18 protein-coding genes are annotated in these 16,348 nt (G+C 64.2%); 10 read left to right on the top strand and 8 right to left on the bottom strand.

The genetic code is table 11. The annotated features are described in order from the left end of the window. The first annotated feature begins 73 nt into the window (after positions 1–73). The 3 genes from FJ492_RS08830 to FJ492_RS08820 all read left to right on the top strand — a co-directional run bounded on the left by FJ492_RS08830 (position 74) and on the right by FJ492_RS08820 (position 3,319). Positions 74–943: a sugar ABC transporter permease gene (locus FJ492_RS08830; protein WP_140716719.1), complete on the top strand. Its 870-nt coding sequence runs from the start codon at positions 74–76 to the stop codon at positions 941–943. Then, positions 940–1,764: a carbohydrate ABC transporter permease gene (locus FJ492_RS08825; RefSeq protein ID WP_027144543.1), complete on the top strand. Its 825-nt coding sequence runs from the start codon at positions 940–942 to the stop codon at positions 1,762–1,764. The genes FJ492_RS08830 and FJ492_RS08825 overlap by 4 nt, the downstream gene beginning before the upstream one ends. A 79-nt stretch (positions 1,765–1,843) precedes the next feature. After that, the gene (locus FJ492_RS08820) at positions 1,844–3,319 is read left to right on the top strand and encodes a M81 family metallopeptidase (RefSeq protein ID WP_140769544.1); all 1,476 of its coding nucleotides are present in this window, start codon (positions 1,844–1,846) and stop codon (positions 3,317–3,319) included. Between the two features lie 182 nt (positions 3,320–3,501). On the opposite strand, the gene FJ492_RS08815 is transcribed toward FJ492_RS08820, so the two are convergent. From FJ492_RS08815 to FJ492_RS08790, 6 genes are all read right to left on the bottom strand, one after another. Then, entirely contained in the window at positions 3,502–5,556 is a 2,055-nt protein-coding gene (locus tag FJ492_RS08815; RefSeq protein WP_140769542.1) for a M3 family metallopeptidase, read from the bottom strand. A gap of 90 nt (positions 5,557–5,646) precedes the next feature. Next, a complete protein-coding gene (locus FJ492_RS08810) occupies positions 5,647–6,081 on the bottom strand; it encodes a nuclear transport factor 2 family protein (RefSeq protein WP_140769540.1) in 435 nt (144 codons plus the stop codon). Beyond that, positions 6,078–6,722: a carbonic anhydrase gene (locus tag FJ492_RS08805; RefSeq protein WP_027144539.1), complete on the bottom strand. Its 645-nt coding sequence runs from the start codon at positions 6,720–6,722 to the stop codon at positions 6,078–6,080. The genes FJ492_RS08810 and FJ492_RS08805 overlap by 4 nt, the downstream gene beginning before the upstream one ends. Positions 6,723–6,868: 146 nt before the next feature. After that, positions 6,869–7,660, bottom strand: coding sequence for a DUF429 domain-containing protein (locus FJ492_RS08800; protein WP_140769538.1), 792 nt, complete (start codon positions 7,658–7,660; stop codon positions 6,869–6,871). Beyond that, the gene (gene pdxY / locus FJ492_RS08795; RefSeq protein ID WP_140750580.1) at positions 7,657–8,541 is read right to left on the bottom strand and encodes a pyridoxal kinase PdxY; all 885 of its coding nucleotides are present in this window, start codon (positions 8,539–8,541) and stop codon (positions 7,657–7,659) included. Before pdxY ends, FJ492_RS08800 begins: the two co-directional genes overlap by 4 nt. 12 nt (positions 8,542–8,553) lie before the next feature. Further along, positions 8,554–8,805: a hypothetical protein gene (locus FJ492_RS08790; RefSeq protein ID WP_140503944.1), complete on the bottom strand. Its 252-nt coding sequence runs from the start codon at positions 8,803–8,805 to the stop codon at positions 8,554–8,556. 162 nt (positions 8,806–8,967) lie between these two features. Between FJ492_RS08790 and FJ492_RS08785 the strand changes: the two genes are divergently transcribed. From FJ492_RS08785 to ppa, 6 genes are all read left to right on the top strand, one after another. Continuing rightward, positions 8,968–9,606, top strand: a complete 639-nt coding sequence (locus tag FJ492_RS08785) for a LemA family protein (RefSeq protein WP_140750578.1) — start codon at positions 8,968–8,970, stop codon at positions 9,604–9,606. 309 nt (positions 9,607–9,915) lie between these two features. Beyond that, on the top strand, positions 9,916–10,719 hold the full coding sequence (locus tag FJ492_RS08780) for a YgcG family protein (protein ID WP_348641906.1): 804 nt from the start codon (positions 9,916–9,918) through the stop codon (positions 10,717–10,719). Positions 10,720–10,723: 4 nt separating this feature from the next. Further along, complete coding sequence (locus FJ492_RS08775; RefSeq protein WP_140769534.1) at positions 10,724–11,614, top strand: YgcG family protein; 891 nt, start codon at positions 10,724–10,726, stop codon at positions 11,612–11,614. 9 nt (positions 11,615–11,623) lie between these two features. Beyond that, positions 11,624–12,262 carry a TPM domain-containing protein gene (locus FJ492_RS08770; RefSeq protein ID WP_140769532.1) on the top strand — a complete coding sequence of 213 codons (639 nt, stop codon included), beginning with the start codon at positions 11,624–11,626 and terminating at the stop codon, positions 12,260–12,262. A 144-nt stretch (positions 12,263–12,406) separates the two neighbouring features. Beyond that, entirely contained in the window at positions 12,407–12,913 is a 507-nt protein-coding gene (locus tag FJ492_RS08765; RefSeq protein WP_140503934.1) for a GNAT family N-acetyltransferase, read from the top strand. 189 nt (positions 12,914–13,102) lie between these two features. Then, entirely contained in the window at positions 13,103–13,636 is a 534-nt protein-coding gene (gene ppa, locus FJ492_RS08760) for an inorganic diphosphatase (protein WP_140503932.1), read from the top strand. Positions 13,637–13,695: 59 nt separating this feature from the next. Here the strand turns inward: ppa and FJ492_RS08755 are convergent, their stop codons facing one another. Further along, a complete protein-coding gene (locus tag FJ492_RS08755; RefSeq protein ID WP_140769530.1) occupies positions 13,696–14,289 on the bottom strand; it encodes a hypothetical protein in 594 nt (197 codons plus the stop codon). 44 nt (positions 14,290–14,333) lie between these two features. After that, on the bottom strand, positions 14,334–14,951 hold the full coding sequence (locus FJ492_RS08750) for a TetR/AcrR family transcriptional regulator (protein WP_140716697.1): 618 nt from the start codon (positions 14,949–14,951) through the stop codon (positions 14,334–14,336). A gap of 73 nt (positions 14,952–15,024) precedes the next feature. Between FJ492_RS08750 and FJ492_RS08745 the strand changes: the two genes are divergently transcribed. Beyond that, positions 15,025–16,308 (top strand): MFS transporter, encoded by a 1,284-nt coding sequence (locus FJ492_RS08745; protein ID WP_181166611.1) that lies wholly within the window; start codon positions 15,025–15,027, stop codon positions 16,306–16,308. The last annotated feature ends 40 nt before the right edge of the window (positions 16,309–16,348 follow it).

The raw sequence follows: 16,348 nt of genomic DNA, 5'->3' as shown, positions 1-16,348 counted from the left end.
GCCGGGTGCAGCGGATCCGAAATTCGCATAAGCAGAAACTCAGATCCAGCGCACCGGGACTCAACCCAAGCCGATGCAAAATCGCTTCCTGCCCTATCTCCTGACCTTGCCCAGCCTGTTCCTGGCGGCGGTGGTCATCTTCTGGCCGGTCTGGGACCTGATCCAGATCGCGACACATGACGTCAACCGCTTCGGTCAGTTGCGCGAGTTCAGCGGCCTTGCCAATTTCGCCGCGCTGACCGCCGATCCCGATTTTGTCGCCGCACTCTGGCGCACCGGGCTGTGGACCTTGCTGGTGGTCGGCGGCGCGCTGCTGCTCTCGATCCCGGTGGCGATGATCCTCAACACCGATTTCTATGGCCGGGGCCTTGCCCGTGTCATCATCATGCTGCCCTGGGCGGTGTCGCTGACCATGACGGCGGTGGTCTGGCGCTGGGCACTGAGCGGCGAAAGCGGCATGCTGAATTCGGCGCTGATCGGGCTTGGCCTGATCGACCACAACATCCAGTGGCTGGCACAGGCCGGAACCGCCTTTCCGATGCAGGTTCTGATCGGCATCTTGGTGACGGTGCCGTTCACCACCACGATCTTCCTCGGGGGCCTGTCGTCGATCCCGGACGATCTCTACGAGGCGGCCGCACTGGAAGGGGCAACGCCGCTGCAGCAGTTCCGCGAGATCACCTTTCCGCTGCTGAAGCCGTTCATCAACATCGCCATCGTGCTCAACACCATCTACGTCTTCAACTCGTTCCCGATCATCTGGGTGATGACGCAGGGCGGGCCGGCCAACTCGACCGACATCCTGGTCACCCATCTCTACAAGCTCGCGTTCCGCATCGGCAAACTCGGCGAGGCTTCGGCGGTGTCGCTGGTGATGTTCGCCATATTGCTGATCTTCACCATGATCTATGTGCGCCTCGCGATGCGGGAGCAGCGCGCATGACTGGCAAGCTGAAGCGCACCGTCATCGCCTGGCTGTTGCTGGCGCCCTTGATCGTGGTGACGATCTTTCCCTTCGCGGTGATGTTCCTGACGGCGGTCAAGCCACGGACCGAGGTGCTGACACCCACATGGTGGCCGAGCGAGTTCCGCTGGTCGAATTTTTCCGACATGTGGGTGGCGACCGGCTTCGGCCAGGCGCTGGCCAATTCACTCTATGTCTCGGTGATCGCCACCCTCGGCGCCATCTTGATCTCGGTGCCGGCGGCTTACGCGATGTCGCGCTTTCGCTTTGCCGGTTACGGCGCCTTCCGCCAGTTCCTGCTGATCTCGCAGATGATCTCGCCGATCGTGCTGGTGCTCGGCCTGTTCCGGCTGATGGCCGCCTGGGGGCTGGTCGAATCGACCACCGCGCTCGGCTTCATCTACATGGCCTTCAACGTCGCCTTCACGGTCTGGATGCTGCAGAGCTATTTCGACACCATTCCGCGTGACCTCGAGGAGGCGGCCTGGATGGAAGGCGCCGGCCGCTGGCTGACGCTGCGCAAAGTGTTTCTGCCGCTCTGCCTGCCGGCGATCGCGGTGACGGCGATCTTCACCTTCATCAACGCCTGGAACGAATTCGTCGTGGCGCTGACCATGCTGCGCAGCCAGGAGAGCTACACGCTGCCGATCCAGGTGTTCTCGTTGGTCGCCGGCCGCTACACGATCGAATGGCATCACGTCATGGCCGCGACGCTGCTGGCCACTTTGCCGGTGGCGATCCTGTTCATCTGGCTGCAGCGTTATCTCGTTCGGGGGCTGGCGCTCGGGGCGGTCAAGTAGCGATCCCAGCAAGTCCAGGAAAAGTGCGCGGCGGTTTTCCGTCCGGAATTGCGAAAAACAAGAAGTCTACGGAGCTTTCATGCGCGTCTTCACCGCCTCGCTGGCGACGGAAACAAACAGCTTCTCGCCGGTGCCGACCGACCGGGCCTCGTTCGAGATGGCGTTCTATGCCGGGCCGGGCAAGCATCCGGAAACGCCGACCCTGTGTTCCTCGCCGATCGTGGCGCTGCGCCGTTGCGCGGCCGCGGAAGGGCTGACCGTGATCGAGGGCACCGCGACCTGGGCCGAGCCCGGCGGTCTCGTGCAGCGGCAGACTTATGAAGCGCTGCGCGACGAGATACTCGGCCAGCTCAAGGCGGCACTTCCGGTCGACGCCGTCATTTTGGGCCTGCATGGCGCCATGGTGGCGCAGGGTTATGATGATTGCGAGGGCGATCTGCTGGAGCGCGTGCGCGGCATTGTCGGGCCCGGCGTGGTGATCGCCTGCGAGTTCGATCCGCACAGCCATCTGACGCCGAAGCGCGTGGCGGCGTCCGACATCATGGCCTACTTCCTCGAATTCCCGCACACCGATTTCTACGAGCGCGGCGAGCACGTCGTCGAACTTGGACTTGCCGCGGCGCGCGGCGAGATCAAACCCGTCATCTCGACCTTCGACTGCCGCATGATCCAGGTGCTGCCGACCAGCCGCGAACCGATGCGCTCCTTCGTCGACCGCATCAAGGCGCTGCACGGCAAGGACGGCGTGCTGTCGGTCTCGGTCATCCATGGCTTCATGGCCGCGGACGTGCCCGAAATGGGCACGCGCATCCTTGTCGTCACCAACGATGACAAGGCCAAAGGCGATGCGCTGGCCGAGCGGCTGGGACGCGAGCTCTATGCCATGCGCGAAACGACGGCGATGGCCATGCTGAGCGCGGCCGACGGCATCAATCGGGCGCTGGCCGTTCGCGCCGAAAATCCCGGCAAGCCCGTGGTCATCGCCGACATCTGGGACAATCCCGGCGGCGGCGTTCCCGGCGACGGCACCATCGTGCTTCGCGAACTGCTGGCGCGGGGCATCGCAAGCGTCGGCGTGGCGACGATCTGGGATCCGATCGCGGTGACTTTCTGCCAGGCGGCGGGCGAGGGCGCGGTCATCGACCTGCGCTTCGGCGGCAAGGCCGGGCCGCAGGCGGGCGAGCCGATCGACGCGCGCGTCACCGTGTTGAAGGCTGTCAGCGAAGGCTGGCAGAGTTTCGGGCCGAGCCGCGTGACATTGGGACCGTCAGCGGTGGTGCGCATCGAAGGCACCGAGGTCGATGTGATCCTGAACACCAATCGCACGCAGACCTTCGAGCCCGATGTCTTTTCCAACATTGGCGTCGATCCGCTGACAAAGGACCTACTGCTGATCAAATCAACAAATCATTTCTACGCCGGCTTCGAGCCGATCGCCGCCGAGATCATCTATGTCGCAGCGCCGAGTTCGTATCCCAGCAATCCGGCGGCGACGAATTACACGAAGCTGACCCGGCCAGTGTGGCCAAGGGTGGCTGATCCTTGGGCGGTGTAGGGTTCTTCCTTCTCCCCTTGTGGGGCCCGAAGGGCGGGCGAGGCCCATGACTCGCCCAGGGCGGTGGCCTCGCGAAGCGAGTTCGCAAATGCAACTTGACACCTCAGATAGTCGCTCATCCGTCTCGGCGCTGCGCGCCGATCCACCTTCTCCCACAAGACAAGGGGAGAAGGAAAAGGGCGCTACACCAATCCGCGCTTGACCATCATTGCTTCCGGCGAAGGCATCTTGCCGCGAAACGCCGTGTAAAGCTCCTCAGGGTCCTTCGAGCCGCCGGCGGCATAGATGTTCTTCCTCAGCCGCTCGGCCAGCGCCGGGTTGAAGGGATCGCCTGTTTCCTCGAAGGCGGCGAAGGCATCGGCATCGAGCACCTCGGACCACATGTAGGAATAATAGCCGGCCGAATAGCCTTCGCCCGCAAAGACATGGCCGAAATGCGGGGTGCGATGGCGCATCGCGATCGTGTCGGGCATGTCGAGCTTTTCCAATGTTTCGGTTTCGAAACGAAGCGGCTCTTCCGGTGCATCGGGCAGTGCATGGTAGGCCATGTCGATCAAGGCAGAAGCGGTGAACTCGACGGTGGCGAAGCCGGCGCCGAAAGTGCGCGTGGCCAGCATCTTATCGAGCAGCGCCTGCGGCATCGGCTTGCCGGTCTTGACATGCAGCGCGTGCTTTTCCAGCACCGCCGGCACCGTCAGCCAGTGCTCATAGAGCTGCGAGGGCAATTCAACGAAATCGCGGCTGACCGAGGTGCCGGACACCGACGGCCAGGTAACGTCGGTCAGCATGCCGTGCAGCGCATGGCCAAACTCGTGGAACAAGGTCTTCGCCTCGTCGACCGACAGCAGGGCCGGTTCGCCCGCCGGCGGCTTGGCGAAGTTCATGATGTTGTAGATCACCGGCTGCGAGCCATGCCCGAGCTTGTAGCCGGACTTCAGCGCGCTCATCCAGGCGCCGGAACGTTTTGAAGGCCGCGCGAAATAGTCGGCCAGGAACAGGCCGCGCTCGCTGCCGTCGGCGTTCTTCACCACGAAGACTCGCGCGTCCGGATGCCAGGCGGCGATGCCCTTCTTCTCCTGGAAGGTGATGCCGAACAGCCGTGTCGCCACATCGAAACAGGCATCGATGATACGGTCGAGCTGCAGAAAGGGTTTCAGTTCGGCCTCGTCGAAAGCGAACTTTTCCGCGCGCAGCTTCTCCTGGTAGAAACGCCAGTCCCAGGCAGCGAATTTTTCGTTGCTGCCGGCCTCGGCCGCCAGCCGCTCCAGCTCCTTCTGGTCGGCGGCGGCTTTTTCCAGCGCCTTTTCCCAGACCGGGTCGAGCAGCGCATGCACCGCCGTCGGCGTCTTGGCCATGGTGTCGTCGAGCTTGAGCGCGGCGAAGGAGGCGTAGCCGAGCAGCTTCGCCTTTTCGGCGCGCAGCTTCAGCATGTCGCGCACCACGGTCGTGTTGTCGGACGCGCCGCCATTCTGGCCGCGCATGGTGAAGGCGCGATAGGCGATCTCGCGCAGGTCGCGGCGTTCCGAGAAGGTCGTGAACGGCTCGTAGATCGAGCGCGACAGGGTGACGGCATATCGGCCCTTCCGGCCGCGCATCTCGGCGGCCTCGGCCATCGAACTTTTCACGAAATCCGGCAGACCGGCGAGGTCGGCCTCGTCGAGGAACAGCGCCCAGTCGCGCTCGTCGGCCAGCACGTTCTGACCGAAAGTCGTGCCGAGCGACGACAGCTCCTCGTTGATCTTGGCCAATCGTATCTTGCCGTCGGCGTCGAGTTTGGCGCCGGAACGCACGAAGCCTTTCCAGGTCTTCTCCAGGACACGCAGCGTCTCGGGATCGAGCTTCAGAGCTTCGCGGCGCTGGTAGAGGTCGTCGATGCGGGCAAACAGCTTCTCGTTCATCGAGATCGCTGAGAAGTGCCTCGACATCTTCGGCGAAATGTCGCGCTCCAGCGCCTGGATCGTCTCGTTGGTATAAGCGCCGGCGCGGCACCAGAAGATTGACGAGACATGATCGAGCGCCTCGCCGCCAAGTTCCAGCGCGGCAAGCGTGTTCTCGATGGTCGGCACTTCCTTGTTGGTGGCGATCGCGTCTATCTCCGCCTCATGCGCCTTCAGCGCGGCGTCGAAGACGGGGGAAAAATCACCATCGCCAATATGGGCAAAATCGGGCAGACCGAGCGGGCCTCGCCACACGGTCAACGGATGGGCGGCAAGATCGACGACTTTCGTGGAGGGCATGGAGGGTCTTTCGCTGGCGTCAGGAAGGAGGGTATCACCGATGTAGGACGCTGCCTGCTGACCCGCAATATACCAGTTGGCCGCTCCGCCTCAGTAGCCCTCGCAGGTTTCGGCGATCGCTGCTTGCGAACTGGCGGTGATGCGGTTGTCGCTCACCGCGAAGGTCTCCTGCATCAGCATGTCATTGTTGGGGAAATCGTAGCAGGCGATCACGGTGGTCACCCCGCCTTCGCTCTTCTCGATGCGGTGGCGGATAGCAGCACCGGCAACCGCACCTTTCCATTCGTCGAGCGAGGCGATGAATTCCTGCTTGCCCTGGATAACGCCGAGGTCGTCGAGCTTGATGCGGACGTCGTCGGCGAGCAGGTCCGCCAGCTCGGTGCGATCGGCGACCAGCAGCGCCGAATACCAGCGGCTGATGATGGCGCGGTCATCGGCGCGAGCGGCAACGATCGCTATCATCAGCGCGGCCGCCGTGAAAACGACCGGCCGGACGTCCGTCAGCTGTCGCGCGGCCCCGTTCATTCCAGCACCGGCCGCTCGAAATCGCCGGTCTCCTTGTTCATCACCCAGAGTTCGCCGGTCGAAATGTCGAACCAGGCTCCGTGCAGCGACAGCCGCCCCTTGCCCTCGAGGATCGAGACGCAGGGAAAGGTCCTGAGATTGGCGATGGAATAGCGGACCGAGATGCGCTCGAGGGCCGTCTGGCGCTCTGTCGCCGTCATGAAGGTGCTGGCCGACACCGTCTCGGCAGCCGGCGCGATCAGGCTCATCCATTTGCCGATGAAGTCGCCAGGAGACAGCGGCGCGGAATTGGGGTCGAGCGCGGCGCGAATGCCGCCGCAGCGGCCGTGGCCCATGACGACGATGTTCTTGACCTTGAGGCTCTGCACGGCGAATTCGAGAGCCGCCGAGGTCGAATGGAACTCGCCGTCCGGCTCGTAAGGCGGCACCAGGTTGCCGACATTGCGCAGGACGAAAAGTTCGCCGGGGCCGGCGTCGAAGATCGCCTCGGGCGCGGATCGGGAGTCGCAACAGGCGACGATCATGGTCTCGGGCGCCTGGCCTTCGCGGGCGAGCTCGCGATAGCGGCCACTCTCGGTGAGGTAGCGGCCGTTCATGAAATTGCGGTAGCCGGCGAGGAGGTGGTCGGGAAGATGAGGCATGGGCGGCTAAGGCCTTTCCGGTTGGAGGCGGCAGCTCGTTGCGGTCGAGGAAAGGCTCTAACGGCAAAAGCCCGCTGCGAGCAATGCAGAATTGCGGGAGCTGGCCATAAATGCCATGCGCCAAAGTGGGACGCCCGCCGACTTTGTCACGCCCAGATGGCGACCGGTATGCCAAAACCATCAGCGAGCGGCGGATTGGGAAACGGCTTTGCTTCGCCACCGGCGATGCGGCCGGCAATCAGCATCATGGCCGCCGCATCGAGGAAATCATCGGCGGCCGCACCACGTGGCGGCGGCTGCTCGAGGAAATCCATGTCATAGCCGTGCCGGCAAAGCAGCGCCTTGCGTTCCACCATGCCGGCTGGATTGACGCTCCCCTTGATCTTCTTCGGCAACAGCATGGCCCGATCGCCGTTCAGGCGGCAGAAGGCGACTTCCGGGTGCGATTCGAAGACACGGCCGCGCAGCTCGGGCCGCGCGATCAGCAACGCGTCGATCTCGCGGATTTTCGAGAAGATGCCGAAGGCCTGGATGGAAACGCCGCGCGGAGGGTCCGATGTCGTCCTGGCCACGTCGCTTGCCCTGAGATGTGCTGCGTACCAGGCTTCGGTCGTGGTGAAGCCGCTGGTGTCGGCATAGAGCGCGGCGCGCGACGGGATCGAAAAGACGCTGGACTGGCGCGCACCGAGCAGCGGCCGCACCTGCGCCTCCGGTCCGCGCCCGCCTTTGCTGGAAAATTCGGGCAGGCCGATCGGCATGTCGACGGCGACGATCGCGTCGTGGGGGATCGCCGCCAGCAAGGCGGCGAAGGTGGGGAAGACATCGACCGAAGGCGCGGCGTCGGGGTTACGAGGTGTCGAACCGGGTTCGCGCAGCACGGCGATCCAGCCGGCCTTGCAGCCATCGGCGCCGACGAGCAGGACTTTGGCCGGGGTCACGCCCGGCGGTCCCGCCCCGGATGCGTGAGGTGGCGCAGCTGGACCATGGCCATCGGGTGCGACAGGCTCTGCGCATCGGTCTCGAGCTGCAACTCGTCGCCGCCGCGTTTTGCCGTGCGCGCCAGGATCTCGTAGACCGCCGCCGTGGTCGACTGCAGCGCCTTGATCGCCGGCTGGCCGGACAGGATGCGCGCCAGGTAGACCGCCGCGGTCAGGTCGCCCAGGCCGTTCGGCGGCTTGTCGATCAGGCGGTGTTCAGCGAGCAGCGCCTGGGTGCCGTCGAGCAGCAGATTGCCGGTGCCGCCTGAAATCATCGACGGTGCCGAGGTGACCAGCATGGTCGACGGTCCGGCATGGAGTGCCGCCGAGATCACCGATTTCAGGTCGGGCAGCGGCGCGCCGGCCATCCATTCCAGCTCATAGCGGTTCGGAGTGGCGATGTCGGCGATCGGCATCAGCCGGTCGCGCATGACGGCGGCGGTGGGCTCGGGCACATAGAGGCCACCGGAATCACCCATCACCGGATCGCAGATATAGACGGCGTCGGGCGTCCTCGTCTTGACAGCGGCGACCAGAGAGGCGACCGCCTCTGCCTGGCCGGCCTCGCCGAGATAGCCCGACAGCACGGCACCGACCTCACCGAGCCACGGCGCGCGCTCCAGATCGGCCATCAGCGCCTTGAACTGGTCGAGCGGCGGCACGATGCGGGTCGCGCGGCCATGGCCGGGATGCCATGGCAGGATGATTGTCGGCACCGCCCAGACCGGAAAGCCCAGTGTCTCCAGCGCGAACACGGCGGCACGGTTGCCGACCGAGCCACGCGCGACATGGCTGGAAATGACGATGACCGCGCGCGGCGCGTCGGTTCTTTCGGCGCTCATTGTTTTTGATTCCTAGCTGCCCCGGGTGAGGAAAAGCACGAGCCAGACCATCAAGCCCAGCGCCAGAAGCAGGCCGAGTATCCTGCCAACGCGCGTACCCCAGACTTCGATCGGGTCCGAGCGGTCGGCATCGGCCGCGGAGACGTGGTCGTGCATGCCTTTTGCCGTCCGTGCCACGAAAGAATTGCCGGCCGGATCGGTCTCCTGCGCGACGCGCTGGAGGATACGGCGCGATTCCCTGTCGCTGTCCTGGCCTTCCGGCATGATGATGTCCCGTTTTGGTGGAACCTTATCGCGTTCGCGCGGCCAATCACAGGGCCTTGCGCGGGGTGATCCATGCCGAGCCTGATGCAGAGGTCGGGGCCGTTTTCTTGCGGGCCGATTGTGGTAATGCTTCGGATGCAACTTCTATCGAGGGACCTCATCATGCTTGCCCAGCGCCTTGCTCGACCATCGACATTACGCACGCTGCCCACCTTCCTGATGATGGCAATCGTGCTGCCGCTGCTTGCCGGCTGCGGCTACAACACGATCCCGACGGCGGAAGAAAACGCCAGGGCGGCATGGAGCGAGGTGTTGAACCAGTATCAGCGCCGCGCCGACCTCATCCCCAATCTGGTCGAGACGGTCAAAGGCTATGCCTCGCATGAAAAGGACACGCTCGACGCTGTTGTCCAGGCGCGGGCCAAGGCGACGCAGATCACGGTAACGCCGGAAACGCTGAAGGATCCGGAAGCGCTCAAGAAGTTCCAGGATGCCCAGGCAGGGCTGACCAGCGCACTTTCGCGGCTGATCGCGGTGTCGGAGGCCTATCCCGACCTCAAGGCCAACCAGAATTTCCTGGCGCTGCAGGCGCAGCTCGAAGGCACGGAGAACCGCATCGCGGTGGCGCGGCGCGACTACATCCAGGCCGTCAGGGACTACAATCTGACGCTGAAGACGTTCCCGTCGGTGCTGTGGGCGACCTTCTGGTTCCGCGGCAGCGAGCCCTTCGCCAACTTCACCGTAGAGGAAGACAAGATGCAGCCGCCGAAGGTCGATTTCGGCACGAAGCAGGGCGGGTGAACGGCGACTGTCATCGAAATAAATTCCGCGAAAAGACGGATCGCTGGCGTGCAAACACCCCCCTCTGTCCTGCCGGACCCGGCCCTTCGCTGTCGCTCCGGGCGTTCGTCATTCGGAAAGCCAAGCAATTGGCTTTCCGTCCGCTTCGCGGACCACTCCTCACCCCCCGCAAGGGGGGAGATTGGCCGCTTTGCGGCCGGCTTCCACTCTCAATCCCTGGCGATTGGCGAAACCCTGTATGACATCCAATCTCCCCCCGTGAGGGAGAGGTGTCCTGCCGGACAGAGGGGGGCGCGACAGAACGCCAACCTGGCTTTTCTTGGCGCGTTATTCTGCCTTTTCCTCCTCTTGCCCCTAACCGCCTTCGCTGCCGATCTGCCGGCGCTCACGGGCCGCGTGGTCGACAATGCCGGCATCATCGATGCCGCGACCAAAGCGGCGCTGACGCAAAAGCTGGCGGACTTCGAAACCAAGGGCTCGGACCAGATCGTCGTCGCCACCATCCCCAGCCTCGACGGCGAGGAGATCGAACCCTACGCCAACCGGCTGTTCCGTTTCTGGAAGCTCGGCCAGGCCAAGGAAAACAACGGCGTCCTGCTTCTGGTCGCGCCCAACGACCGCAGGATGCGCATCGAGGTCGGCTATGGGCTGGAAGGCACGCTGACCGATCTGCACACCAAGCTGATCATCGAGAACGACATGGTGCCGGCCTTCCGCGCCGGCGATTTCTCCGGCGGCATCTCGAAGGCCGTCGACGACATGATCATGGTGCTGGAGGGCAATCCGGAGGAGCTGGAGGCGCGCGGCAAGCGCAACGAGCAGGCCCCGTTCAATTCCGACGACCTGTTCTTCGCCATTTTCATCAGCATCTGGGCGATCATTTTCTTCGGCGGCATCGCGGCTTCGGTCCTGCCGCCGATCTTCGGCCAGAAGCTTGGGCCCGGACGCTATCGCTGGCTCGGCATGACCTTCGAGCCGCACCGGCGGTCCTCATCCGGGGGCGGCTGGTCGTCCGGAAGTTCCGGCGGCGGCTGGTCTTCGGGCGGCGGCGGTGGCGGTTTTTCGGGTGGCGGCGGTTCGTCCGGCGGCGGCGGCTCCTCGGGAAGCTGGTAAGGGCATGACGACGCGCAGCATCAGCCTGTTGAGGTCCGGCCGCCTTATCCCGGCTATCCATGCTGTCCTGATGGTGCTGGCGCTACTGCTGTCCAGCTTCGCGGGTTTCGCCGCCGAGCTGCCTGTTCTGAGCGGCCGCGTCGTCGACAATGCCGACATCATCGATGCCGCGACCAAGACGGCGCTGACGCAGAAGCTGGCGGACTTCGAAACCAAGGGCTCGGACCAGATCGTCGTCGCCACCATCCCCAGCCTCGACGGCGAGGAGATCGAACCTTACGCCAACCGGCTGTTCCGCTTCTGGAAACTGGGGCAGGCCAAGGAGAACAACGGCGTTCTGCTTCTGGTCGTGCCAAACGACCGCAAGATGCGCATCGAGGTCGGCTATGGGCTGGAAGGCACGCTGACCGATCTGCACACCAAGCTGATCATCGAGAAAGACATGGTGCCGGCCTTCCGTGCCGGCGATTTCTCCGGCGGCATCTCGAAGGCCGTTGACGACATGGTCATGGTGCTGGAAGGCAATCCGGAGGAGCTGGAGGCGCGCGGCAAGCGCAATCCCGCCGACAGCAGCACTCCCATGGACCCGGTCGTCGCCGTGTTCCTGATCCTGTGGGCGACGATGTTCTTCGGCGGCCTGGCAATGGCATTCCTGCCGCCGATGTTCGGCACGAAGCTGTCGCCGGGCGTGTATAGATGGCTGGGCATGACGTTTCGTTATGGCCAGGGAGCGGGCGGATCCACGCGCAGCAGCGGTTGGACGACGGGGTCGGGCGGCGGCTGGTCCTCGGGCAGTTCTGGCGGCGGGTGGTCTTCGGGGTCAAGCAGCGGCGGCGGCGGGTTTTCGGGTGGCGGCGGCTCGTCCGGCGGTGGCGGTTCTTCAGGAAGCTGGTGAGACAAGATCATGGCAACACGACCAATCAGCCCACAGGATCATGAGCGGATCGCCGCTGCGATCCGCTCGGCGGAATCCAGGACCGACGGCGAAATCTATTGCGTCGTGGCGCATGCCAGCGATGGCTATTTCGCCCCTGCGGCCTTGATGGCGACGCTCGGCATGTTGGTCGTCAGCCTCGTGGTCGCCTATGGGCTGGAGGCCTGGTGGCTCACCATCCGCCTGCCTCATTTCGTCATCGCTGAGTTGCTGGCGCTGGCCTGCGTGCTTGCCCTGCTGTGGACGCGGCCCGGCCTGCGCATCCATATGGTGCCGCGTCGGCTGCGCTATCTGGCCGCGCATGCCAATGCGGTCAAGCAGTTCCTCGCCCGCAACGTCCACCGCACCACAGCGCGTACCGGCGTGCTGATCTTCGTCTCGATCGCCGAACGCTATGCCGAGGTGGTCGCCGATTCAGGCGTCGACGCCAAGGTCGGCCAGCATGTCTGGGACGGAGTGGTGCGCGATCTCACCGCGCATGCCGGCGACGACCGGCTCGCCGACGGCTTCGTCACGGCAATCGAGCAGGTGGGGGCGGTGCTGGCCGAGCACTTCCCGGTCACGCAAGGCGATACCAACGAGCTGGACGACCATCTGGTCGAGATCTGAAAGCTCGCCCGCAAACGCTCCTCAGCCGGATTCCTGACAGGCTTTGCTGGATGTCACCAGCGTCATGGATCGTCTGTGCGAAAGCGCACCATCGGCCGCCCGCACTCTTGCAATCGGGCAATGCGGGTTTATGGTTAACAAATCATGAATACGCTGACGATCGACATTCGGAAGGCAGACCCGCGCGATGCCGGCGCCATTGCCGAGGTGCATCTGGAAGCCTGGCGGGGCGCCTATTCCGGCATCATTCCGCACCGTACGCTGACATCGATGATCAACCGCCGTGGCGCCGACTGGTGGGCGAATGCCATCCGCCGCGCGGCCACCGTGCTGGTCGTCGAAATCGGCGGCAAGATCGCCGGCTATGCGACGATCGGCAAGAACCGCGCCAAGGAACTCAAGCAGCAGGGCGAGATCTACGAATTGTACCTGCGCCCGGAGTATCAGGGCATCGGGCTTGGCAGGCGGCTGTTTTCGGCGGCCAAGGCACGTCTCGCCGACCACGGGCTGAAAGGCATGGTGGTGTGGGCGCTGGAAGACAACCAGAACGCGCTTGCCTTCTATGCCGGGGCCGGCGGCCGCGACATCGCCGAAGGCGTCGAGATTTTCGAGCAGAAGGCGCTCAAGAAGGTCGCCTTCGTCTGGGAGTGACCGCCGGGGAATAATCGGAAGGCGAAGCCCCCGACTCACGCAAAATCACGGCGCTGAAACATCTTGTGCCGATGATTGAACGCGTGGAGCGCCATCGCGTCTCTCCGGATGCATCTAAGCACCATTCGCCGCATTGCACCATTTTGCGCCGCCCGCTATCTCCTGCCAATCGAGAGAGGGACAAAAGCCATGCGCATCGAAGCCATAGCCACTGGAAAGAATCCGCCTGACGACGTCAACGTCATCATCGAGGTGCCGATCGGCGGCGAGCCGATCAAGTACGAGATGGACAAGGAGGCCGGCACGCTGTTCGTCGACCGCTTCCTGCACACCTCGATGCGCTATCCTGGCAATTACGGCTTCGTGCCGCACACGCTGTCAGGCGACGGCGACCCGATCGACGTGCTGGTCTGCAACACGCGCGCTTTGGTGCCGGGCTGCGTCATCAACGTGCGGCCTATCGGCGTGCTGATCATGGAAGACAATGCCGGCCAGGACGAGAAGATCATCGCGGTGCCGTCGCCGAAGCTGACACTGCGATACGAGAACGTCACCGAATACACGCAGCTGCCCGACATCACGCGCCAGCAGGTGCAGCACTTTTTCGAGCACTACAAGGATCTCGAGCCCGGCAAATGGGTCAAGATCGAGGGCTGGCACGATTCCAAATATGCCAAGAAGATGATCATGGACGCGATCGACCGGGCGAAGGCGAGCAAGTAGGTACCCGACTTCGTCATGCCGGGGCGGAGCAGCCGCGAAATGGCGCTTCGGTGATGTCCTCAGTTATCGACCCGGCCGAAAGCCGGCACGTTGCCGACCACCACGCGCTTGTCCTTGCCACAGGCGAAGCCTTTCGCCTTCTCGTCGGCGATCTTGCGCGCCTGGTCGTTGGCGGTGAGGTTGCCGGTGGCCAGCACCAGGCCGACGGTGCAGCCGTCACGGGCGTCCATCTGGGCGACCTTGGCGACGAGCAGCACCTCGGTCTTCTTGGTCTCGTCCTCGGGATCGCTGATCGAGCGGCGGTGGATGACCGCGAATGGCACGGCTTTGTCGCCATTGGTTTCGATGCGCCACTCGACCTTGGCCCCAGACGAATTCAAGGCCGAAAAACTTTCCCAGGCGGACGTCATGTCGCCGCCGGGCGGAAAGCCGTAGAACAGCGATTCGCGGGCGTCGTCATATCCGATCAGCACGGAATAGCCGCGATAACCGGAGCAGGCGAGGTCGGCCCAGTCGCCGTCGCCCTGCTCGGCCTGCGCATAGGTCACGCAGTCCTTCTTCCAGTCGAGGTCGGTGTAGGCGCTGGATATCTCGCCGGCTTGTGCCGCCTGGCAGAGGCCGGCGAGGGTAAGCGGGATCAACAGGCTGCGCATCGCGGAGATCTCCGTTGGAGGTCGTCCCAGCGTATCGCCAATCGCTATTTCTTCAAGCTCGCTTCGATCAGCAGGTCGGCGTTGCGGGCAACCGACTGCGCCGGTCCGCCAAGGCCGAACAGCTGGCCGCTGATATAGGCGCCTTCGATCAGCAGCAGCAGCCCGTCGCCCAGCGTGTCAGGGTCTTGCGCGCCCATCGCAGCCGCCATGGCGCGCAGGCGGCGGCGCAATTCCTGCTTGTTGGCCTCACTGACGACGCGGGCCGGATGGCTGTGGTCGGGATATTCGACCGCCGCATTGGTCATGCCGCAGCCGCGATAGTCCGCCACTTGCGTTCGCTTGCCGATGCGGGTCAGGAAAGCCTTGATCTGCGCGCGCGGGTCGCCGGGATAGGCGGCAACGGCCTCATCGAAACGCTCCCAGTATTCAAGATCGTATTGCCTGAGGTAGGAGGCGGCCAGCTCGTCCTTGGAGGGAAAGCTGCGATAGAGGCTGGGCTTGGTGACGCCGGCGCGCTTGACGATTTCGTCGACGCCGATCGCCCTGATACCTCGCCGGTAGAACAGGTCATAGGCCACGTCGAGGATCTTCTTGGCGGCCTTGGGTGGCGCGGAAGCATGACCGTCTCTGATGGTCAGTTCAATATTTTTGTCGCTTGGCATCATGGGACTCGATTGACAATGTTACCGATCGGTACGATACATACTCCCACCTTGCAACGTACCGGTCAGTAACATGATAGCTCAATCCCGTCCATTTGGCCAGCGCTACGCTTTCGTCGTGGTTGGGGTCATCTTCCTTTGCCTGCTGATCGCCGCCGGCCTGCGCTCGGCGCCTTCCGTCATGATGCTGCCGCTGGAAAACAGTTTCGGCTGGCGGCGCGACGTCATTTCGCTGGCCGCGGGCGTCGGCATCCTGCTCTATGGGCTGACCGGTCCGTTCGCCGCGGCGCTGATGGAACGCATCGGGCTGCGCCGCACGCTGCTGGCGTCGCTGGTGGTGATGTCGGCTTCGACCACGCTCAGCCTGCTGATGACCAAGCCATGGCATCTGTTCATCACCTGGGGCGTTTTTTCCGGCATCGGATCCGGCGCTGTCGCCAGCGTCCTTGGCGCCACCATCGTCAACCGCTGGTTCAAGACCAATCGCGGCCTTGTGATGGGGCTGATGTCGGCCTCCAGCGCCACCGGCATGCTGGTCTTCCTGCCGCTGATCGCCTCGCTGGCGCAAGCCGGCGGCTGGCAGCCCGTTGTCGTCGCCGTCGCGATCGCCACTGCTGCGCTGATCCCCCTGGTCTGGCTGCTGGTGCCGGAGCGCCCGGCTTCGATCGGCATGGTGCGTTATGGCGCCGAGGCGGATGACGTGCCGCCGACTTCGCCCGCGTCACAAGGCAATTTCCTGGCGCATACGCTCAACACGTTGCGCCGCGCCGCCGGCACGCGGGTGTTCTGGTACCTGTTCGCCACCTTCTTCGTCTGCGGCTTCACCACCAACGGGCTGGTTGGCACGCATCTGATCGCGTTCTGCGGCGACATGGGCATTGGCGAGGTGCAGGCCGCCGGCCTGCTGTCGATGATGGGCATTTTCGACCTGATCGGCACCACGCTGTCAGGCTGGCTCACCGACCGTTTCGACCCGCGCAAGCTGCTCGGCGTCTACTATGGCATCCGTGGCCTGTCGCTGATTTACCTGCCCTATTCCGGGTTTTCGGCGACCAGCCTGATCATCTTCGCCGTGCTATACGGCCTCGACTGGATCGCCACAGTGCCGCCGACGCTGCGGCTGGCCAACGAAGCCTTCGGCGACCGCAGCGGGCCGATCGTGTTCGGCTGGATCGTCGCCGGCCACCAGGTGGGTGCCGCCACCGCCGCCGCCTTCGGCGGCACCATGCGTGAACTGCAAGGCAATTACGAACTGGCGTTCCTGATTGCCGGCATGACGGCAATCGCGGCGGCCTGTATTTCGCTCCTGATCAACACCAGCCGACCGGCCTTCGATCCGGAACCGCAGGCGGCTTGAGGCGTGTTGAGATTCAGGTGAGGCCGGCCTGCAAACGGCG

Source organism: Mesorhizobium sp. B2-5-4, assembly GCF_006441095.1.
Taxonomy (GTDB): Bacteria; Pseudomonadota; Alphaproteobacteria; order Rhizobiales; family Rhizobiaceae; genus Mesorhizobium; species Mesorhizobium salmacidum.
This window is presented reverse-complemented; position numbering and strand designations above follow the sequence as displayed.